General features: G+C 66.4%; 18 protein-coding genes. 17 read left to right on the top strand and 1 reads right to left on the bottom strand.

What is annotated here, in order from left to right:
• Nucleotides 1-72 precede the first annotated feature (72 nt).
• The 6 genes from DPM12_RS17980 to era all read left to right on the top strand — a co-directional run bounded on the left by DPM12_RS17980 (nucleotide 73) and on the right by era (nucleotide 6,460).
• Nucleotides 73-1,125 (top strand): PhoH family protein, encoded by a 1,053-nt coding sequence (locus DPM12_RS17980; protein ID WP_112259728.1) that lies wholly within the window; start codon nucleotides 73-75, stop codon nucleotides 1,123-1,125.
• Nucleotides 1,122-1,595, top strand: coding sequence for an rRNA maturation RNase YbeY (ybeY, locus tag DPM12_RS17975; protein WP_112259727.1), 474 nt, complete (start codon nucleotides 1,122-1,124; stop codon nucleotides 1,593-1,595). The genes DPM12_RS17980 and ybeY overlap by 4 nt, the downstream gene beginning before the upstream one ends.
• Before the next feature lie 6 nt (nucleotides 1,596-1,601).
• Entirely contained in the window at nucleotides 1,602-2,906 is a 1,305-nt protein-coding gene (locus tag DPM12_RS17970) for a hemolysin family protein (protein ID WP_211659108.1), read from the top strand.
• A 79-nt stretch (nucleotides 2,907-2,985) separates the two neighbouring features.
• The gene (locus tag DPM12_RS17965; protein WP_112259757.1) at nucleotides 2,986-3,315 is read left to right on the top strand and encodes a cytidine/deoxycytidylate deaminase family protein; all 330 of its coding nucleotides are present in this window, start codon (nucleotides 2,986-2,988) and stop codon (nucleotides 3,313-3,315) included.
• Between the two features lie 195 nt (nucleotides 3,316-3,510).
• A complete protein-coding gene (locus DPM12_RS17960; protein ID WP_112259726.1) occupies nucleotides 3,511-5,406 on the top strand; it encodes a DUF7937 domain-containing protein in 1,896 nt (631 codons plus the stop codon).
• 109 nt (nucleotides 5,407-5,515) lie between these two features.
• Nucleotides 5,516-6,460: a GTPase Era gene (gene era, locus DPM12_RS17955; protein ID WP_112259725.1), complete on the top strand. Its 945-nt coding sequence runs from the start codon at nucleotides 5,516-5,518 to the stop codon at nucleotides 6,458-6,460.
• 21 nt (nucleotides 6,461-6,481) lie between these two features.
• Here the strand turns inward: era and DPM12_RS17950 are convergent, their stop codons facing one another.
• Complete coding sequence (locus DPM12_RS17950) at nucleotides 6,482-7,252, bottom strand: FadR/GntR family transcriptional regulator (protein WP_158542941.1); 771 nt, start codon at nucleotides 7,250-7,252, stop codon at nucleotides 6,482-6,484.
• Nucleotides 7,253-7,619: 367 nt separating this feature from the next.
• On the opposite strand from DPM12_RS17950, the gene DPM12_RS17945 reads away from it, so the two are divergent.
• The 11 genes from DPM12_RS17945 to DPM12_RS17895 all read left to right on the top strand — a co-directional run bounded on the left by DPM12_RS17945 (nucleotide 7,620) and on the right by DPM12_RS17895 (nucleotide 20,856).
• Nucleotides 7,620-8,996 carry an ABC transporter substrate-binding protein gene (locus DPM12_RS17945; RefSeq protein ID WP_112259723.1) on the top strand — a complete coding sequence of 459 codons (1,377 nt, stop codon included), beginning with the start codon at nucleotides 7,620-7,622 and terminating at the stop codon, nucleotides 8,994-8,996.
• A gap of 57 nt (nucleotides 8,997-9,053) precedes the next feature.
• Complete coding sequence (locus tag DPM12_RS17940) at nucleotides 9,054-9,986, top strand: carbohydrate ABC transporter permease (RefSeq protein WP_112259722.1); 933 nt, start codon at nucleotides 9,054-9,056, stop codon at nucleotides 9,984-9,986.
• Nucleotides 9,987-9,992: 6 nt separating this feature from the next.
• Entirely contained in the window at nucleotides 9,993-10,949 is a 957-nt protein-coding gene (locus tag DPM12_RS17935) for a carbohydrate ABC transporter permease (protein ID WP_112259721.1), read from the top strand.
• Nucleotides 10,950-10,973: 24 nt separating this feature from the next.
• Complete coding sequence (locus DPM12_RS17930) at nucleotides 10,974-12,080, top strand: arabinan endo-1,5-alpha-L-arabinosidase (RefSeq protein WP_211659105.1); 1,107 nt, start codon at nucleotides 10,974-10,976, stop codon at nucleotides 12,078-12,080.
• Complete coding sequence (gene arfA / locus DPM12_RS17925) at nucleotides 12,049-13,593, top strand: arabinosylfuranosidase ArfA (protein ID WP_112259720.1); 1,545 nt, start codon at nucleotides 12,049-12,051, stop codon at nucleotides 13,591-13,593. The genes DPM12_RS17930 and arfA overlap by 32 nt, the downstream gene beginning before the upstream one ends.
• Before the next feature lie 14 nt (nucleotides 13,594-13,607).
• Nucleotides 13,608-14,501 carry a U32 family peptidase gene (locus DPM12_RS17920; protein ID WP_112259719.1) on the top strand — a complete coding sequence of 298 codons (894 nt, stop codon included), beginning with the start codon at nucleotides 13,608-13,610 and terminating at the stop codon, nucleotides 14,499-14,501.
• 118 nt (nucleotides 14,502-14,619) lie between these two features.
• Nucleotides 14,620-15,381 carry an SIR2 family NAD-dependent protein deacylase gene (locus DPM12_RS17915; RefSeq protein WP_112259718.1) on the top strand — a complete coding sequence of 254 codons (762 nt, stop codon included), beginning with the start codon at nucleotides 14,620-14,622 and terminating at the stop codon, nucleotides 15,379-15,381.
• A 196-nt stretch (nucleotides 15,382-15,577) separates the two neighbouring features.
• On the top strand, nucleotides 15,578-17,317 hold the full coding sequence (gene leuA / locus DPM12_RS17910; RefSeq protein WP_112259717.1) for a 2-isopropylmalate synthase: 1,740 nt from the start codon (nucleotides 15,578-15,580) through the stop codon (nucleotides 17,315-17,317).
• 173 nt (nucleotides 17,318-17,490) lie between these two features.
• On the top strand, nucleotides 17,491-19,002 hold the full coding sequence (locus DPM12_RS17905; protein WP_112259716.1) for an aldehyde dehydrogenase (NADP(+)): 1,512 nt from the start codon (nucleotides 17,491-17,493) through the stop codon (nucleotides 19,000-19,002).
• Nucleotides 19,003-19,065: 63 nt separating this feature from the next.
• Entirely contained in the window at nucleotides 19,066-19,887 is an 822-nt protein-coding gene (locus DPM12_RS17900) for a hydroxypyruvate isomerase family protein (protein ID WP_112259715.1), read from the top strand.
• Between the two features lie 15 nt (nucleotides 19,888-19,902).
• The gene (locus DPM12_RS17895) at nucleotides 19,903-20,856 is read left to right on the top strand and encodes an NAD(P)-dependent oxidoreductase (RefSeq protein WP_112259714.1); all 954 of its coding nucleotides are present in this window, start codon (nucleotides 19,903-19,905) and stop codon (nucleotides 20,854-20,856) included.
• Nucleotides 20,857-20,868 lie beyond the last annotated feature (12 nt).

Below are 20,868 nucleotides of genomic sequence, written 5' to 3'. Positions count from 1 at the left end.
TCCCGGATTCCGCACCCGGGATGACAGCCGAGACCGGAGGGTGGAGTGATCGAGGCCCGTCAGGGCCGACCCATGACCGAAGTAGACAGGGCGCCGGAACAAGCCCAGCACGTGATCGTCGTTCCCACGAGCATTCCGATGGTGAGCTTGCTCGGATCTGGCGACGAACTCATCCGGGTGGTCGAATCGTCGTTTCCCGACATCGATATCCACGTACGCGGAAACGAGATCACATTCAGTGGTGACTCCGAGCAGATCGCGGAAGCACAGCGCGCCATCGACGAGATGGTAGCCGTCATCCGGACCGGTCAAGGACTCAGTCCCGAAGCCGTCGAGCGGACCGTGGCGATGTTGCAGTCCCGCACGGCCGAGCGGCCCGCTGATGTGCTGACCGCCAACATCCTGTCCAACCGCGGCCGCACCATCCGCCCCAAGACGTTGAACCAGAAACGATACGTCGACGCGATCGATCAGAACACCATCGTGTTCGGCATCGGTCCGGCCGGTACCGGCAAGACGTATCTGGCCGTGGCCAAGGCTGTGCAGGCCCTCCAGGCCAAGCAGGTCAACCGCATCGTCCTGACCCGCCCGGCAGTCGAGGCCGGTGAGCGGCTCGGATTCTTGCCGGGATCGCTGAGCGAGAAGATCGACCCGTACCTGCGGCCCCTCTACGACTCGCTGCACGACATGATGGACCCGTCGACCATCCCGCGGCTGATGACCGAGGGCACCATCGAGGTCGCTCCGTTGGCCTACATGCGAGGGCGCACCGTCAACGACGCCTTCATCATCTTGGACGAGGCGCAGAACACCTCTCCGGAACAGATGAAGATGTTCCTCACCAGACTCGGGTTCGGTTCGAAGATGGTGGTCACCGGCGACGTCACGCAGATCGACCTGCCCACCGGAACGTCGAGCGGGTTGCGCGTGGTGGAGGGCATCCTCAACGAGCTCGACGATGTCCACTTCTGCCGGCTGTCCAGCCACGACGTCGTACGTCACCGCTTGGTCAGCGACATCGTGGACGCGTACGCGAAGTTCGATTCCGGGCATACCGATAGCCGTTCGTCCCGCTCCGGAGCGCGCGGACGGGATCATCAGCGCTCATCCGGGAGACGTTCGTGACCATCGAGGTCAATAACGAGACCAGTGCCGATGTCGACGTCAAGGCACTTTCTGATCTGGCGCGGTTCGTTCTCGAACGGATGCGTATCCATCCCGAGGCGGACCTGGCCGTCGTCCTCGTCGATCCCGGTGCCATGGAGCAGCTACACGTGCAGTGGATGGACGAGCCCGGGCCAACCGACGTGCTGTCCTTCCCCATGGACGAGCTGCGCCCGCCGTCCGAGGGTGAAGAGCCGGTGCCGGGACTGCTCGGAGACATCGTCCTGTGCCCGGACGTCGCCGCCGAGCAAGCACGGGGTGCGGGGCACAGCACGGAGGAGGAACTGCACCTGCTCACCACCCATGGCATCTTGCATCTGCTGGGATACGATCACGCCGAGCCGGACGAGGAGCGTGAGATGTTCGGACTGCAAAAGGAGCTGCTGTCCGAGTGGCGGGACTGGCGTAATCAGCGTGAACAGGAGACGTAGCTCGCGGTGAACGGTACCGCCTGGTTGCTCGTGGCGGCGGTCGTGCTGGTCTTCGTCGCTGGAGTGTTCGCAATGGCCGAAGCGGCGCTGACCACCTTTTCGCAATCACGTGCGAAGAACTTGGCCAAGGACGGCCGGCGCGGCGCGAGGTCGCTGGTCACGTTGCTGGCTGACGCGGCACCCGCACTCAACACCGCATTGCTCTTGCGGATCGCGGCCGAGATTCTGGCTGTTGCCGTGGTCACGGTCGTATGTGTCGGGTTCTTCGACGCGGCCTGGCAAGGAGTGGTCGTGGCGGCCGCGGCCATGCTGATCGTCTCGTTCGTCGCGATCGGTGTGGCACCGCGGACCGTGGGGCGTCAGCACGCGCAAAGCGTGGCGCTCGTCATGTCGGGGCCGTTGTTGACCCTTACCCGGGTGCTGGGTCCGCTGCCGAAGCTGCTGATCCTCCTCGGCAACGCGCTGACGCCGGGGAAGGGATTCCGTGAGGGACCGTTCGCCACCGAAGCCGAGCTGCGCGAGCTGGTCGATCTCGCGGAGGCCGGTCAGATCATCGAGTCCGGCGAGCGGGAGATGATCCACTCGGTCTTCGAGCTGGGTGACACTACGGTCCGCGAGGTCATGGTGCCGCGTACCGACATGGTCTTCATCGAGGCGCACAAGACGCTTCGCCAATGCCAGACCTTGGCTCTGCGCAGCGGGTTCAGCAGGATTCCCGTGGTCGGACCCACCGGGCTCGACGACGTCGTCGGGATCGTGTACTTGAAGGATGTGGCGCAGCGCGTCTACGAGAACCGGGAAGCAGAATCGACCGAGCGGGTGGACTCCGTCGCCCGCCCGGCACTCTTCGTGCCCGATTCCAAACCCGTCGATGATCTTCTGCGTGAGCTGCAAGCCCGGCGTACTCACGTGGCCATGGTGGTCGACGAGTACGGCGGAACCGCTGGTCTGGTCACGATCGAAGACATCATCGAAGAGATCGTCGGCGAGATCGCTGACGAGTACGACTCCACGGAGGAACCGATCGAGTGGCTCGACGACGACACCGTGCGGGTGAGTGCCCGGCTGCAGGTCGATGAGCTCGGGGAGCTGTTCGACATTGACCTCAGCGACGACGACGTCGACACGGTCGGTGGGTTGCTGGCCAAGCACCTGGGACGGGTCCCGATATCGGGTGCCCAGACCGAGGTGGGAGAGCTACATCTCGAGGCTGAGGACACGACGGGACGCCGCAACCGGATCAGTACCGTGAAAGTCAGCCGGCTTCCCGGGCGGATTGCCGACGCACAAGACGTGGCCGGCTCGAGTTGATGGGCCTGACCCGGTAAACGGTGTCTCGACCAGGCGATGGCGCGAGAGGAAGGAAAGCTGTCCGGTGAGCGAGGACGCGATGGATCCCGAGGACGCCAAGATCATAACGTTGGCCCGCAGCCTGCGAGCGCGTAACGGCACTGTAGATGGTGCGGCAGTACGTGACCCCGACGGCCGGACGTATGCGGCCTCGTCGGTAGGCTTGCCGTCGTTGAAGCTCTCCGCGCTCGAGGCGGCGGTCGCCATGGCCGTGTCGAGTGGAGCTCGTGGATTGGACGCGGCTGCCGTTGTCACGACGGCAGACCCCGGCGATATCGACGTCGCGGTGGTGGGCGACCTCGGTGGGGCCGGAACACCGGTCCTCGTCGCGGCACCGGATGGCTCTCTGGTGGCGACACGTCCGGCGTGAGGGGGTTTGATCGCTCCTCGGCCAGGGCACTGTTCATGAGGACGACCGTGCTCTAGCGTGTGGCCCGGAGCCTTGCGACGACATGGTGAGAGCATGAGGTCAAGGAACCGGACTGGAGATTGAGTGATGAACTTCTGCGGCAATTGCGGTGCGCGTGCTACGGGCACGCCGTACTGCACGAATTGTGGCCAACCGATGAGCCCATCGGCGCAACAACCGACGAGCCCTCCTGAGACGGCCACCAGTCCGCCGGGCGGGGCGCCGCAAGGAACGCCGCAGGGAGGGGGAGCGCGGCCAGCGGCCGGCGCGGCGGTACGTCCGGCCAACCCGTTCGCCGCCATCCCCATCGGCGACTACGTGCGTGACGTGCTGTCGGTGCTGTTCCTGCTGGTACCGCTCGGCATGGCATGGGACTTCGAGGATCAGGCGACGGGCAAGGTCTATGTCATTCTCGTGACCTTGCTGTCGATCATCTCGTTGTCCCTGCCGTACCTGCGCGCCGCTTCGGTCCTGCCGGACACGATACGGCCCGCGCAGCAGCGGCTGGTCCGGTTACTTGCCAATGTTCCCTACGTCGCCGTCGTTCTCGTCACGCTGGTGCTGGCGTATCTCGGCGACGGCGGTGGTCCCGGTGGCGCGTTCGGGACGGGCGTCGATTCCGGAGATGGGATCGGCGTGGGCCTGGTGATCGGTCTGGCCGGCGTGCTGATGGCGGCGCAGGGGCGCTCGTCCGAACAGGACGGCGCCGGCGATGGCGCCTTGTGGCGTACCGTGACGCTCGCGCTGGCCGGTGTCGCCGTCGTGCTGGGGCTGATCAGCGCGATCATCTTCCTGATCGACGCCGGCGAGTTCGCCGAGTGGAGCCAGATCATCGTCTACGTGCTGGTCACCTTGTTCTTCGTGGGCCTGCCGGTGCTTGCCGTGCTGGGCGTGATGCGCCACGACGCGGCGTGGCGTGACGCGACCGTCGTCCTGGGCGTGGTCGGGTTGATCGCCGCCTTCTGGTCGCTGGGCGCCGAAGAAACGATCGGGGACGTGTGGTCCCAGCGGCTGATGGGACCGGGATTCCTCGTGTGGCCGGCGCTGGCCGTGGCTGCCGCGGCGCCCGGACTGGATGTGCTCATCGGCAGAAGCGGTGGAGCCGCGCGCTGGCTCGGCGTTCCCGTCCGCATCTTCCAGCTCGCCATCGTGACAGCGGTGGCGGGGGTGGCCGTGTTCGCCTTCGAACTGATCGAGAACGAGGACGCCCGGTTCCCGTACATCACGGTGCTCGTGCTCTGGCTCATCGCCCTGGCGGTGGCTCTCGTCGGGCGCAACGCCTTGACCGCCGATGCGCAGACGGGACGTCCGGTCGCCATGGGTGTAGCCGGTGCGCTGGCGGTCGTGGGTATCGTCGGTGCTGCCGTGCTGGGCGCCTCCGATGCCGCCTTCATCGAGAGGTTCGCGGCCACCTCGATCAGCGCCTGGTTCGTGTTCGCCATCGCGATCGCCCTCGTCTTGACCACGCCGAAGTCGGTACGTGACGAGCTCGGGGCGTTCACCGTCGGCCAGGGCTCCGCGACCGCGGCGGCTCCGGCCGGGCAGGGCACGCCCGGCGGTGTGGCGACGCATTCCGAACCCCGGGGCGCGACCTCCTCGCAGGCCCCGGCTGCTGCTCAGGCGGCAGAGAGCAGGGCGGCCGCGGCACAGCAGGACTCGGCCACGGCTCAGCCCGATACGGGCGCCGGGCAGACCCCGGACACGGGCAACGATGACGACTCCACCCGGGTCTTTCCGAGCGAGGATCCGAATATGGCCGAGGTGGAGCCGGAGCTGGCAGAGGAACCGACGGCAGTGCCGGCTACCGAGCAGCAGCCGTCCGCGCCGGCCGCTCCCGAGCCGGAACCGGTGACCGCGTCCGGCTACACGGCGAGCATGGCCGAAGATCCGAACACGCCGTTGCAAACCCTGGCCGACATCGCCGCGAAGGAGCCGTCGTTGCGTCCGCATATCGCGGTAAATCCTGCGACCTATCCGGAGCTGGTCGAGTGGCTCGGCCAGCTCGGCGATCCGGCCGTGGATGAGGCGCTCCGCAAGCGCGGTTCCGCCTGACCCCACCCCGCTCCCTCCCTCCGATGATCATGAACACTAACCGACCACAGAGGTCGGTTAGTGTTCATGATCATGGGGACGGGGGCGGGTGGTTTGGGATACTCGACGGGTGACTCAACTCGACGGCGGCCCAGAAGGGGCCGAGTATCGCTCCGGGTTCGCCTGCTTCGTCGGGCGGCCGAATACAGGCAAGTCCACCTTGATGAACTCGCTCGTCGGGCAGAAGGTGGCGATCACCTCGACTCGGCCGCAAACGACGCGGCACGCGATCCGCGGTGTCGTCCATCGCGACGACGGCCAGCTCATCCTGGTGGACACACCTGGACTTCATCGTCCCCGGACACTGCTGGGACAGCGGCTCAACGACCTCGTGCGCACGACATGGGCCGAGGTAGACGCCATCGCGATGTGCTTTCCGGCCGACGAGCGCATTGGGCCCGGCGATCGCTACATCGCAGCGGAGCTGGCGCGGATCACGTCGACGCCGAGGATCGCGGTCGCTACCAAGATGGATCTGGTATCCGACAGCCGGCTCGCCGAGCATCTGGCCGCGGTTGCCGATCTCGGCGTCGAACTCGAGATCGACTGGGCGGAGATCGTTCCCGTCTCGGCGACGACCGGTACCCAGGTCGGCTTGCTGACCGAACTCCTCCTGGCTCAGATGCCCGCCGGTCCGCCGCTGTATCCGGAGGGGGAGCTGACGGACGAGCCCGAGGAGAAACTGATCGCGGAGCTGGTCCGCGAATCGGCGCTCGAAGGTGTCCGCGACGAGCTTCCCCACTCGATTGCCGTGGTGGTCGAGGAGATGCAGCCGCGCGAAGATCGGCCCGAGAACCGGCCGCTGCTCGACATCTACGTCAACATCTTCGTCGAACGTGACAGCCAGAAGTCGATCGTGATCGGCCGCAAGGGCGCGCGGCTACGTGAGGTCGGCACGACCGCACGCAAGCACATCGAGCGATTGCTGGGAACGCCGGTCTATCTCGACCTTCATGTCAAGGTGTCCAAGGATTGGCAGCGCGATCCCAAGAAGCTGGGCCGGCTCGGCTTCTGACTCTCAGTGCGGGCCCGGCCATCAGTTCTGCTCGTCCGCCGGAGCGGACGAGGGCCGCGGGGTCGCGGCCGGGCCGGGCTCGCTGCCGTTGCCAGCGAGCGGTAGATCCAGCGTCATGTGCAGCGATCGCTCGGTTTGGCGGAGATGTGCCTGCATGGCCTCGGCGGCGCCCTTGGCGTCCCCGTCCAGCACGCATTCGAGGATGCGCCGGTGTTCCTCGATGATCGCGACCAGCGGACGGCCGCGGGCGAGGTGACCGTGGCGACTCTGCCTCCTGCTCTCCCGCAACGGTAATGCCATCGCCTCGATGAGGAACGTGAGGACCTGATTCCCGCTCGCGGAGGCGAGTGCCTCGTGGAAGCGCACGTCGGCGGAATCGAAGGCGTCCGGATCATCCAGGGACGCGTGCATCGCGTCCAGGCTCTCTGTCATCGAGGTCGCAGCCGTGCGGTTCATCCGGCCAGCCGCCAGGGTAGCGGTCTGGACTTCGAGGCCCCGGCGAACTTCGAGCAGGTCGAGGACGCTGCGCGGATCGCGGCGGATGCTGGAGGCGAAGAAGTCGGTGATCGCGGATGTGTTCAGGCGGGCGACCACGGGCCGGCGGCCGCGATGGACCTCGATCAACCCACGCGCTTGCAGCGATCTGACGGCCTCGCGGACGGTGAGCCTGCTGACTCCGAGCTGCTCGACCAGCTGGGATTCGGATGGCAGGGGCGAGCCAGGTGCGAGTTCGCCGAAGACCAAGTGTTCGAGGTGGTCGACGACACGCTCGTGTGCGTTCAGCGGTGGCACTCCTTTCAGGCGGCCCGAGGACGCGGGTGACGGCGGGAGGGGCATGCTTTCAGTAACACCTGGATGGCTACTTATCTGATAAGTATTGTCCGCAACACAGAATACCGTGCTGCCTGATTGCTGCGAGACGTCGTATCTGACATGCATGTGGCCCGATTTCCCTCGGTACTGTTACGGATTGGCAAAGAAACTCATCTGATACCTTGACCGTGACTGGGATCACAACTAGCATCCAGATCGTCCACATCTCCCGGACGTGATCTCCAAGTGCCGGCACATTCTTCGAGGTCGTCAGCAGGAACGGCCGAGAATCTGGTGCCGGACGAAACACAGCGGCGGGGCAGTCGAGAGGCGAGAGGATCCCAAAATGTTAGCGCTAACAAGAAGTCGTCGGCCGTGGCTCGGTTCGGTGCCCGTCTTCGCCGTTCTCGCGCTCGTGGCTGCCGGATGTGCCGGTGAGGACGGGAACAGTATCGCGGAGCTGGAAGAGGGCGAAGACACCGAGCGGCAGGCGATGGAGGCGGATCCCGAACACGAGGGCGAGGACGTCGAGCTGGAGTTCTGGACGTTCGTCGATGCGCACACGGACTTCATGATGGCGCGAGCCGAGGAGTTCAACGAGCAGAACTCGGAATACAACATCATCCTGGACGCGTCGACGGCAGACTTCGAGGAGATGCACGACCGGCTGTTGATTGCCCTGCAATCGGGTTCGGGCGCGCCGGACATCGTGGACATCGAGATCCAGCGCTTCGCCACATTCCTCCGTGGTGACGTCCCCCTGCATCCGCTGACGGACCTGGTGGACAAACATCGCGACCAGCTGGTGGAGGAGCGCACCGCCCCGTATCAGCTGGACGGTGTCGAGTACGGGATCGACTACCACCTCGGTACCTGGGTGATGTATTACAACAACGAGATCCTCGAGGAGGCTGGCGTCGATGTCGACTCCATCGTGACGTGGGACGACTATATAGAGGCCGGCGAGCAGGTGGTCGAGAACACCGACGCCGCTATGACGTCGATCGAGACGACGGACCGGTTCTCGGTGCTCGGACTGATGTTGCAGAACGGCGGCGGCACGTACAACGAGAACAACGAGCTGATACTCGACAGCCCGGAGAACGTCGAAGCGCTGCAGCTGATCTCGGACATGGTCCACGAACACGAGATCGCCGAGGTCGCGGAAGGTGGCATGCACCACGAGACCTCCTATTACGAGGCGCTCAACGACGGTGCCTACGCGTCCGTGTGGATGCCGCAGTGGTACGTGACGCGGTTCAAGGACTTCATGCCGGAGACGGAGGGCAACATGCTCATCCGCCCGTTGCCCGAGTTCGAGTCCGGTGAGTTCATCAGCACCATGGGCGGCGGCACCGGCACGGCGATCACGACGCAGATCGACGAGGACAAACTCGACGCGGCGAAGCAGTTCCTGGAGTTTGCCAAGCTGGAGTACGACTCGCAGGTGGCGTTGTGGACCGAGCTCGGCTTCGACCCGTTCCGCACCGATGTCTACGACGACCCGGCGCTCACCGAGCCGGACCCCTGGTTCGGTGGTGAGCCGGTGATGACCAACCTCAGGGACATGTTCGACCGGCTCGCGCCCGAGTACACCGGGCCGCGGTACCCGGAAGCCATCGTCCAGCTACGCGAGACCGTCGCCTATGAGGTCGTTGAAGAGGGCGCGTCGCCGGAGGAGGCTCTGCGCAAGGCGACGGAAGAAGTCGAAGCGATGGACTGATGCCGGGATCACGCCCGGCCTGACGATCACTCGGCTCCACGTCACGAAGGTGCGGATATGTCGATAGCGACGACGACGCGGGCGGCACGGAGTGGTGCCCGCAAGCCGAAACCCCCGTTCTTTCACCGCCCGCCCGTCGTGGCTGCGGTCTTCCTGCTGCCGTTCCTCGCCCTGTTCGTGGTGTTCCGGGTGTACGCGGTCGGCTATGCCGTGGTGCTCAGCTTCCAGGACATCGAGGGCATCGGCGTGAGCGAATGGGCCGGCCTGGACAACTATCGCCGGCTCCTGACCGACAGCACGTTCCTGACCGCATTGCAGAACACGGCGCTGTACACCGTTGGAACGCTGCTGATCCTCATTCCGCTGCCGTTCGTCCTGGCGGCCGTGCTGCGCTCGAAGCTGGTGGCCCGGCAGGCGATGTTCCGGTCCGCGTTTTTCCTGCCGGTGCTGACATCGCTGGTCGTCGTCGGCGTCGTCTTCTCGTTGCTGCTGGCCACCAACGGCCTGCTGAACAGCTTCCTGGGCCTGTTCGGCGTTCCCGAACAGGGGTGGCTGGAGACACGCCACCTGGCCGTCCCGGCAATGATCATCATGGCGACCTGGCGGTGGACCGGGATCAACATCATCTACTTCACGACCGGTCTGTCCAACATTCCGAACGAGCTGTACGAGTCCGCGTCCGTCGACGGGGCCGGACCGGTGCGCAAGTTCTGGCACCTGTCCGTGCCGCTGTCCAAGCCGATCATCCTCTTCGTGACCGTGCTCACCTTGTTCGGCGGATTCCAGCTCTTCGTCGAGCCGCTGATCTTGTGGGGTACCGGGGGCGGACCGGGCCAGGGCGGCCTGAGCATCGTCGTCCACCTCTATCGCACGGCCTTCACATCGTTCCAGCTCGGCTACGCCTCCGCGATCGGTGTCGTGCTGGCGCTGATCATCATGGCCCTGTCAATCGTCGTGCTGAAGTTGTTCGGCTTCTTCAAGAAGGATTGAGCGCTGGTGAATCCCGAGAACAAGACGCAGGTGGACACGTCGGCTCCCCGTGATGTCCAGATCCACCCGTCGCCGCCGGACGACGGCGTCGAGCAGCGGTGGCCGGGCACGTTGTATCCGGACGGCCGTCGGCGCCGGTTTCCGGGTGGACACAAGAAGGTTCTGGCCACGGCGGGTGTCGGCGTCGTCGCCCTGATCTTTCTTGTCCCGTTCTACTGGCTGTTCATCAGTGCCCTGCGCCCCTCCAATCGGATCTTCGCCGACGCCGGCAGCTTCTTTCCCTCGACGCTGACCCTCGACAACTTCCGGGCGCTGGCGCAGGAGACGCCGATCGGCACGTGGTTCATGAACTCGATCATCCTCACGGCGGGCTCGGCGATCGGCTCGATGGTGGTGGTGACCATGGCCGCCTACGCGCTCGCCAAGATCGAGTTTCCGTTCCGGAATACCATCTTCGTCAGCATCCTGGCATCGCAGATGCTGCCCTTCCACCTGCTGCTGATCCCGCTCTTCCTGCTCATGATCGAGTTGAGCTTGATCGACACCCATCTGGGTGTGATCCTGCCGATGCTGGCGCATCCGTTCGGGCTCTTCTACATGCGTCAGTACATGCTGGGCCTGCCACAGGAAGTGTTCGATGCGGCCCGCGTGGACGGTGCCTCGGAATACCGGATCTTCTTCGGCATCGTCGTGCCGATGGTCAAGCCGGCTCTGGCGACGCTGGCGATCATCTTCTCGCTCGAACAGTGGAACGATCTGCTGTGGCCGCTCATCGTCATGCGCAGCGAGTCGAACTTCCCGCTGTCAGTCGGCATCACCACGCTGGTGGGCCTCTACCGGCCCCGATGGGATCTCGTCATGACCGCAGCAGTCCTCGCCGTCGTGCCAATAATGATCTTGTTCTTCTTGATGCGCAAGCAGTTCATCAACGGTCTGGGCCAGTTCGGTACGGGCGCCAAGTGAGCACGTACCAGGGAGGAGTAAACCGTGTGGACGGGTCGTGACAGAACGGACGGTCTTCCGGCGTTTCGGCGAGCGGTGGCATGGGCATGCCGCCGGGCCCGGGCATGGCGTGCGGCACGCGTGCTGGTGCTGGGTGGATGTCTGGTGGCGACGATGGGGTTCGCCCAGGCAGAACCCGATTCCCGGGCGCCGCGCCCGCCGCGTGGCGTCCTCGAGATGACCGGCGATATCGGTGACTTCGTGCCCGGCGAGGTGGACGATCCGGTGCACGATCCGGCGATCGTCAAGGATCGCAACACGTACTACGTCTTCTCCACCGGGATCTTGCGTGATCCGGAGGATCCCGGTGGGATCTTCGTGCGTCGTTCCCCGGAGCTCGGCGGCCCGTGGGAATCCATGGGTGAGATCGCCGTGCCCGAGTGGGTGCACGAGTACGAGCCGAATCATCTGTGGGCGCCGCAGGTCGTCCGGCGGGCAGGCCGATATTACCTGTACTACGCCGTGTCGTCGTTCGGTTCGAACACCTCCGCGATCGGTGTTGCCTCGACCCGGGATCCGGGTGATCTGGACAGCTGGGTCGACCACGGCCCCGTCGTGACCTCCCGGGAGGGTGACGATTTCAACGCGATCGACCCGCACGTGTTCCGGGCCGAGGGCACGTGGTGGATGGCGTTCGGCTCCCACTGGAGCGGTATCAAACTGCAAGAACTCGCATCGATGACCGAGCCCGTCGGCCCCCTCCACGCGCTGGCCGATCGCGGCGTGCCGCCGAACGCCATCGAGGCGCCGACGATCTTCCGTCGCGGTCGTTACTACTACCTGCTGACATCATGGGACCAGTGCTGCTCTGGCACGGACAGTACGTACAAGATCGCGGTGGGCCGGTCCACCTCCGTCACCGGCCCGTACGTCGATCGGGACGGGACTGCACTCATGGACGGCGGAGGGACGGTGATCCTGGAGAGCGAGGGCAACCAGATCGGGCCCGGTGGACAGGATGTGCACGTCGAATTCGGCATTCACTACCTGATTCACCATTACTACGACGCTGATGCGGACGGCGTCATCCGGATGCAGATCAGAAGCATGGACTGGGCCGATGGCTGGCCCGTCGTCGCGACAATGGAGTGATCATCTCGTGCTGACAGCAAGTCTCACCCTCGACCCCGACTTTCAGGTCGCCGATGTGCCGCCGCGGATGTTCGGTTCGTTCGCCGAGCATCTGGGCAGGTGCGTGTACACCGGGATCTACGAGCCGGAGCACGAGAACGCCGACGGCGACGGCTTCCGCCGCGACGTGCTCGACCTGACGCGCGAGCTGGGCGTGTCGGTCGTGCGCTACCCCGGTGGCAACTTCGTATCCGGGTACCGGTGGGAAGACGGCATCGGCCCGGTGGAATCCCGTCCGCAACGGCTCGATCTGGCGTGGCGTTCGCGGGAGACCAATGCCTTCGGAGTTGGGGAGTTCGCCACGTGGACGCGACGGGCGGGTGTCGAACCGATGATGGCGCTCAATCTCGGCACGCGTGGCGTTCAGGAGGCGTGTGACCTGCTGGAGTACTGTAACCATCCGGGCGGAACGTACTGGTCGGATTTGCGCATCGCGCACGGCTACGAGAAGCCGTTCGACGTGCGCCTGTGGTGCCTCGGGAACGAGCTGGACGGGCCATGGCAGATCGGTCACAAGACCGCGGAGGAGTACGGCCGGTTGGCGGCCGAGACCGCGCGGGCGATGCGCATGATCGACCCGTCGCTCGAACTCGTCGCCTGCGGCAGCTCGCATTCGAGCATGCCGACGTTCGGCACGTGGGAGGCGACCGTGCTCGAACATGCCTACGAGCACGTCGACTACATCTCGCTGCACGCGTACTACCAGCAGCACAACGGTGATCTCGGCAGCTTCCTCGCGTCGGCCGTCGACATGGAGGACTTCATCGAGAGCGTCGTCGCGACCGCCGATCACGTCCGGGCGCGAACGGGGAACACCAAGCGCATCAACCTGTCCTTCGACGAGTGGAACGTCTGGTACCAAACCGCGTGGCACGAGCAGGGACCTCCCGACGGCTGGCCGATCGCGCCCCGGCTGATCGAGGACACCTACAACGTCGCCGACGCCGTCGTCGTCGGAAGCCTGCTCATCGCGTTGCTCCGGCACAGCGATCGCGTGGCGATCGCGTGCCTGGCACAGCTGGTGAACGCGATCGCGCCGATCCGCACCGAGCCGAACGGTGCGTCCTGGCGGCAAACGACGTTCTACCCGTTCAGCCACGCCGCTCAGCTGGCGCGGGGACGGGTCCTGCGGGTCGAGCCGTCGAGCCCCACCTACGTCAACGAACGATTCGGCGAGACACCGGTGGTACACGCCGTGGCGACGCACGAACCCGAATCCGACGAGATCGTCGTCTTTGCGGTCAACCGCCACCCGGACGAGCCGGTCGAGCTGACCGTGGGTCACCGCGCCTTTTCGGACGCTCGCGCCGTCGAACACGTCGTGCTGGCCGGCGACATCCACGCGGCCAATACACGAGACGAGCCGAATCGGGTAAGCCCTCGAAGGGCGGAAAGCACTGCTGACGGCGGGACCGCATCCCTCGTCCTGCCGGCGGTGAGCTGGAACGTCATCCGGCTGCGGCCGGCACGATGACGGGGGACCGCGGCATGCACGCCACGAGATCGTTCCTGGCCTCGCTCGGGCTCGCCAGGGGTGACCAGCCGGCGCCTGACACGTCGGCGAGCCGGTTCGACGACGGCGCCCGGTTCCGCGTCGAGATCCCGTCTGTGGAAGGCCCGCAAGCGTTCGAGGCCGTACTCGACGCGGCGGACGAGCACGGTATCCGGGTCCACCGGGTCAGCCAGGGCAGCGGCATCATGCTCCTCACCGACGCCGAGATCTCCCGCATGGTCGAGCTCGGACGCGAGCACGACATCGAGGTGTCGCTCTTCACCGGTCCGCGTGCCGCGTGGGACGTCGGCGCTCAAGTCACGTCGGCGACCGGCCGTGTGGTGGGTGCCAGCCTGCGCGGTACCGATCAGCTCGTCTACGGCATCGAGGACGTCCGGCGCGGATGTGCACTCGGTGTCCGCAGCGTACTCGTGGCCGACATCGGGCAGCTGTGGGTGCTCGCACGGATGAAGAGCGCGGGCGAGTTGCCGCCCGACCTCGTCCTGAAGGTGTCGGTGACGTTGCCGGTAGCCAATCCCGCGACCGCACGTGTGCTGCAGGACATTGGCGCGTCGACCCTGAACCTTCCGGTTGATCTGCCAGTGGCCGACATCGCCGCGATCCGTGAAGCGGTGACGGTGCCGCTCGACGTCTACATCGAAGGCGCCGACGATTTCGGGGCGCCGGTGCGGCATTACGAATTGCCCGAGATGGTGCGCGTGGCCGCGCCGATCTACGTGAAGTTCGCCGTGCGCAATGCGCCGAACCTCTACCCGTCCGGCGGCCATCTCGAACAGCTGGCGATCAGCACGGCCAGAGAGAGGGTACGCAGGGCGGCGATCGGTCTGGCGATGCTCGACCGTTACTACCCCGAATCGAACCCCCAGTAACCCGTTTTCCGAATGATCATGTTTGGTACGTTTCCTCGGGCCATACCACGACTGCAGACGTGTTACGGCCCGAGGAAACGTACCAAACATGATCATTCGGAAAAGGTACGTTGGGGGCATGGAGGAGGCGACGACGCGTGCTGTCGGGCGCTGGCTGGCCAGTGCCGACACGGTGACAGTGTTGACGGGGGCGGGCATCTCCACGGAGTCGGGTATCCCGGACTTCCGGGGTCCGCAAGGACTCTGGACGAAGGACCCGGCGGCACAGGCGATGTTCACCATCGACAACTACCTCGCCGATCCCGAGGTGCGCCGCCGCGCCTGGCAGGAGCGGCTCCACCACCCCGCCTGGAGCGCGGAACCGAATGCCGGCCACCACGCACTCGTCGATCTCGAACGCTCCGGCCGGCTGCGCGCCATCGTCACGCAGAACATCGACGGCTTGCACCAGGCGGCGGGTTCGTCGCCGGAGAATGTGATCGAGATTCACGGCACGGTGCACTGGGTGGCGTGCCTGTCCTGCGGGCTGCGCACTCCCATGCCGGAGGTGCTCGAACGGGTCCGGGCCGGTGACGAGGACCCGGCGTGCCGGGAATGCGGCGGGATCCAGAAATCGGCGACGATCTCCTTCGGCCAGATGCTCGATCCCGAGGTGCTGGCAGCGGCCACCGAGGCGAGCCGGGATTGCGATGTGTTCCTGGCCCTTGGCACCTCGCTTTCGGTCTACCCGGCCGCCGGCCTGTGCGATTACGCGCTCGCGGCCGGTGCGCGATTGATCGTGATCAACGCTCAGCCGACCCCGTACGACGGCCGGGCCGATGCGGTGCTCCGGGAACCGATCAGCGAACTCCTGCCCCAGCTGGTCGGCCCTGCCGGGTGACACCTGCCCGGCGATTACCGGAGGTGGGTCGCGTCGTGGCCGGGGCGTGGCGTACAGTCTTGTTCCGTGCGGCGTTTTGGACTCCTTCTTCTTAGCTGCCGCGGTGAGGCCCGCTAGACCGGCTTCCTCGCCGCGGTGGTCTTGCGCTGCCGGTCGCGCCCATCGTTGACCCGCACCCATACAGGAGTCTTTTTCCATGAATTCCGTGCATACCGCTGCAACCTGGCCGCCTCGACAACAACCCTCCGGCCTGCCGGTGCATCGCTACCGCCCGTTCCACGAGCAGATCACCGTCGAACTTCCCGATCGCACCTGGCCCGATCGACGGATCGAGGCGGCTCCCCAGTGGTGCGCCGTCGATCTCCGTGACGGCAATCAAGCGTTGATCGATCCCATGGACGCCGACCGCAAGTCCCGCATGTTCGACTTGCTGGTCGGGATGGGGTACAAGCAGATCGAGGTCGGCTTTCCGGCGGCGAGCCAGACCGACTACGACTTCGTCCGCGAGCTCATCGAGAACGACCGGATCCCCGACGACGTCTTCATCCAGGTGCTGACCCAGTGCCGGGACCATCTTATCGAGCGCACGTTCGAGTCGCTGCGCGGGGCGAAGCAGGCCATCGTGCACATCTACAACTCGACGTCGGTCGTGCAGCGCCGCGTGGTCTTCGGCATGGACCGCGACGGCATCACCGACGTCGCGACCAACGGGGCGCGCGCGGCCCGGAAGTACGCCGAGGCGATCACTCCGGACACGGAGATCTACTGGCAGTACTCGCCGGAGTCCTACACCGGTACGGAGCTGGATTACGCGGCGGAGATCTGTGGCGCCGTGGCCGAGGTGCTACAGCCCACGCCGGATCGCAAGATGATCGTGAACTTGCCGGCCACCGTCGAGATGGCCACGCCGAACGTCTACGCGGATTCCATCGAGTGGATGCATCGCAACCTCCCCCATCGCGAGTCGATGATCCTCTCCGTGCACCCGCACAACGATCGCGGGTGCGGTGTCGCTGCCGCCGAGCTCGCGCTGCAGGCCGGCGCGGAACGGATCGAGGGCTGCTTGTTCGGCAACGGCGAGCGTACCGGCAACGTTTGCCTCGTCACGCTCGGCATGAACCTGTTCACGCAGGGCATCGACCCCGAGATCGACTTCAGCGACATCGACGAGATCCGCCGCGCCGTGGAGTACTGCAACCAGCTGCGCGTACCCGAGCGGCATCCGTGGGGCGGAGATCTGGTCTACACGGCGTTCTCCGGTAGCCACCAGGACGCCATCAAGAAGGGGCTGGACGCGCTCGAACGGGAAGCGAAGGAGGCGGGCACGCCCGTCGACGATGTCCGCTGGGAAGTTCCGTATCTGCCCGTGGACCCGAAGGACGTGGGCCGGAACTACGAGGCGGTCATCCGGGTGAACTCGCAGTCCGGCAAGGGCGGCGTGGCCTACGTCATGAAGTCCGAACACCAGCTGGATCTGCCGCGCCGGCTGCAGATGGAGTTCTCCAACGTCGTGCAGGAGTACACGGACGGCGAAGGCGGCGAGGTCGATCCCGAGGCCATGGGCAAGATCTTCGCCGCCGAGTATCTGGAACGCACCACGCCACTGACCTTGAACGCCGTGCACACGTCGTCGGCGGCAGGCGAGCGAGACGAGCTCGAGGTGGGGATCTACGTCGGCGGCGAGCGGCGCAGCCTGAAAGGCAGCGGGGACGGCCCGATCGACGCGTTCGTCAACGCCTTGCGCGGTGTGGGATACGAGATACGTGTCCTGGACTATGCCGAGCACGCGATGACGTCGGGCGCGGACGCGAAAGCAGCCGCGTACGTCGAATGCTCGGTCGGTGGCGAGGTCTACTGGGGCGTCGGTATCGATGCGAACATCGTCACCGCGTCGCTCAAGGCGATCGTCAGCGCGGCCAACCGCGCGTCGGGCTGACTCCGCCGGCGGCGCGCTCTGGACAGTCCAGGTGGATCTCGGATCCACTCGCGTTCGTCGCTGCAGGTGTCGTTGCGGCACCGGCCGGCCCCTCCCCGGCCCCGTTCGGTGATCGTTAAGGGGAGACTAGGCTGGCCGACGACGAGAACTCGTTCGGGCAGTGGAGGAGAATCGTGACTACCGTGGTCAGCATCGACCCCCGGACCGGATCCGCCGGCGGTGCCGTCGCCGAGGAGACGGCGGCCGAGCAGGTGGACTGGATCTGCCAGCAGGCCCAGACGGCGTTTCCCGCGTTGGAGGCGATGGGGCGTGCGGGCCGTGCGGCGATGCTGCGGGCAATGGCCGACGCTCTCGAAGCGGAACGGGAACGAATCGTCGCGACGGGAGACCGCGAGACCGCTCTGGGGGAGGGGCGCCTGGGGAACGAGCTGACCCGGACGTGCTACCAGTTGCGGCTGTTCGCGGAGGTGCTGGACGAGGGCAGCTACGTCGAGGCGATGATCGATCATGCCGGTGACACGCCCATGGGTCCGCGCCCGGATATCCGCCGCATGCTCGTGCCCACTGGCCCGGTTGCCGTCTTCGGTGCCAGCAACTTCCCCCTCGCGTTCTCCGTGCCCGGCGGTGACACCGCGTCGGCCCTGGCGGCGGGGTGCCCCGTCGTCGTCAAGGCGCATGGCTCGCATCCGGAGACGTCGGTGATATGTGGCGAGATCTTGCAGCGCGCCGCCCGGGAGTCGGGCGCGCCCGAGGGCACCGTCTCGCTCGTTCACGGTCTGGATGCCGGCGCGGCGCTGGTGGCGCATCCGGTGATCCGGGCCGTGGGATTCACCGGCTCGCTCAGTGGTGGGCGCGCTCTGATGGACATCATCAACCGCCGTCCCGAGCCCATCCCGTTCTACGGCGAGATGAGCAGTCTCAACCCGCTCGTCGTCACGCACGACGCCGCGAGCGAGCGCCCGGACGAGATCGGGCGCGGCATCGTCGGCTCGGCAACGCTGGGATCCGGGCAGTTCTGCACCAAGCCCGGCCTTGTCTTCGTTCCGGCAGGTGCCGATGGTGACGCCGTGGTCGAGTCGATGCGCGTGGCGTTGCGCGAGCTCGGGCCGCAGTGGATGCTCAACGAGGGGATCGCCACCTCGTACCGCGCCGGGATCGAGCGGCTGGGATCGGTCGAAGGAACCGAGGTCGTCGCACTTGACGCGGAGCTTCCGGCGCAGGGGTTCGCGACCATTCCGCAGCTCGTATTCACCGACGCGGCTGGCCTGGAGCCGGAGGTGACGGAGGAGTGCTTCGGGCCGGTGACGGTCGTCGCCCGTTACCGCGACGTCGACGAGCTCACATCGGCGCTCGCGTCGCTGCCGGCGTCGCTCACTGCCTCGGTGCACACCGGGCGGGACGAGACCGAGCTGCCGGAACGCGCCGTGCACGTCCTGCGGGACAAGGCGGGGCGGTTCATCTACAACGGCTTTCCCACCGGCGTCGCTGTCACCTGGGCACAGCAGCACGGCGGGCCGTGGCCGTCGACCAACACGCTGCACACGTCCGTCGGCCCCACCGCTGTCCGGCGTTTCCTGCGTCCGGTGGCCTGGCAGAACGCCCCGGAGCCGGCACTGCCGGAAGAGCTGCGTGACGCCGGGCCCGGCATCCCCCGGCGCGTCGACGGCCAGCTGGTCCTGCCATAGCGCAGGAGCTGCCTGTACGAGCGTGATCGAGGCTGGAACGATCGGGACCAGGGAAGGGCGACGATGCCGCGCTACGCCGTGAACTGTTCGATCATGTTGAAGGGATATCCGCTGCCCGAACGCCTGACCCTGGCGCGGGACGCGGGTTTCGACGGCGTGGAATTCTGGTGGCCGTTCACCACGGCGGCGCCCGACGAGTCCGAGGTCGAGCGCTTCGTCGACAATGTCGGCGAGTCCGGATTGCAGCTGGCCGGGCTGAACCTGTTCGCGGGCGACATGGCCGGTGGAGACCGGGGCGTGATGTCGTGGCCGGGCCGCGAGGACGAGCTGCGGGCCAGCGTGGAGACCGCCTGCCGGATCGGTGCGGCACTCGGATGCCAGGTATTTAACGCGTTGTACGGAAACCGCCAGCCGGCGGCGTCCCCGGCGGAGCAGGACACGTTGGGGGTGCGAAACCTCGCCTACGCCGCCGGCGAGCTGAGCTCGATCGGTGCCACGGTGCTCGTCGAACCGGTGAGCGGTGCCGAGCACTACCCACTGCGCACGGCCGCTGATGCCGTCGCCGTCACCGGCCGGGTGCGCGAGGAGACCGGCGTGAGCAACCTCGGCCTCCTGCTCGACATGTACCACCTGGCGGTCAACGGCGACGACGTTTCCGCGGCGATCGAGCATCACCGGGACCACGTCGCCCATGTCCAGGTGGCCGATGCGCCCGGCCGGGGTGCGCCCGGGACGGGTGAGCTGCCCCTGCAAGCATGGGTGGGCGACCTGCGTGCGGGTGGCTACGACGGATGGATCGCTCTCGAACATCTCGGTGACGATCCCGATCCGATCGCCATGCTCACCCGGGCGCGGGAACGTGTTCAGAGCATGCCCGATTCCTGACCGGAGGAACCCACGATGACCACCACGATCGGCTTCATCGGCCTCGGGGTCATGGGTGGCCCGATGGCCGCCAACCTCGTCCGTGCTGGCTTTGACGTCGTCGGATACAACCGCAGCCCGGCGAAGGTCGAGCCGCTCGTCGACGCCGGTGGGCGACGTGCCGGATCAGCGGTGGAAGCAGCGGCCGGTGCGGATGTGGTCATCACGATGCTGCCGGACTCGCCGGATGTGGAGGCTGTGCTGCTGGGCCAGGCCTCCGGCGAGGACGCCCGCGGTGACGATGCGGCCGGAGGTGGCGACGATGGTGACTCGGCTGGCGTACTCGCGCACCTGTCACCCGGAGCGACCGTGATCGACATGAGCACCATCCGGCCCGACGTCGCCCGCCGCCTGGCCGAGGCCGGTGCGCAACGGGGAAACCGGGTGCTCGATGCGCCGGTGAGCGGGGGTGAGCGGGGAGCGATAGACGGCGTGCTGTCGATCATGGTGGGCGGCGACGAGCACGCATTCACCTCGGTCAAACCGATCCTGCACGCCATGGGCACCACCGTGGTGCACGTCGGGCCCGCCGGCAGCGGACAGACGGTGAAGGCCGCCAACCAGCTGATGGTCGCGGGCATCCTCGAAGTGGTCTCCGAGGCGCTCGTGTTCCTCGACGCCCACGGTGTCGACCGGGAGCGTGCCGTCGAGGTGCTTTCGGGCGGCCTGGCCGGCAACGCCATCCTGGAGCGCAAGGGTGCGGCGATGCTGGAGGGAAATTTCGCCCCGGGGTTCCGGGTCGACCTGCACCACAAGGACCTGGGGATCGTCACGGCGGCCGCGCGCGAGACCGGCGTGGCCATCCCCGTCGGTGCGCTCGCGGCGACACTCGTCGCCTCGCTGCGCGCCCAGGGACACGGCGACCTCGATCATTCGGCGCTCCTGTTGCAAGTCGAGCAGCTATCCGGCCGGCGCGCGAACGACGTGTGACAGCGCGGCGTC

It is taken from the genome of Phytoactinopolyspora halophila, assembly GCF_003287285.1.
Classification (GTDB): domain Bacteria; phylum Actinomycetota; class Actinomycetes; order Jiangellales; family Jiangellaceae; genus Phytoactinopolyspora_A; species Phytoactinopolyspora_A halophila.
Note: the sequence above shows the minus strand (reverse complement) of the source record. Positions and strands in the feature narration are given on the sequence as shown.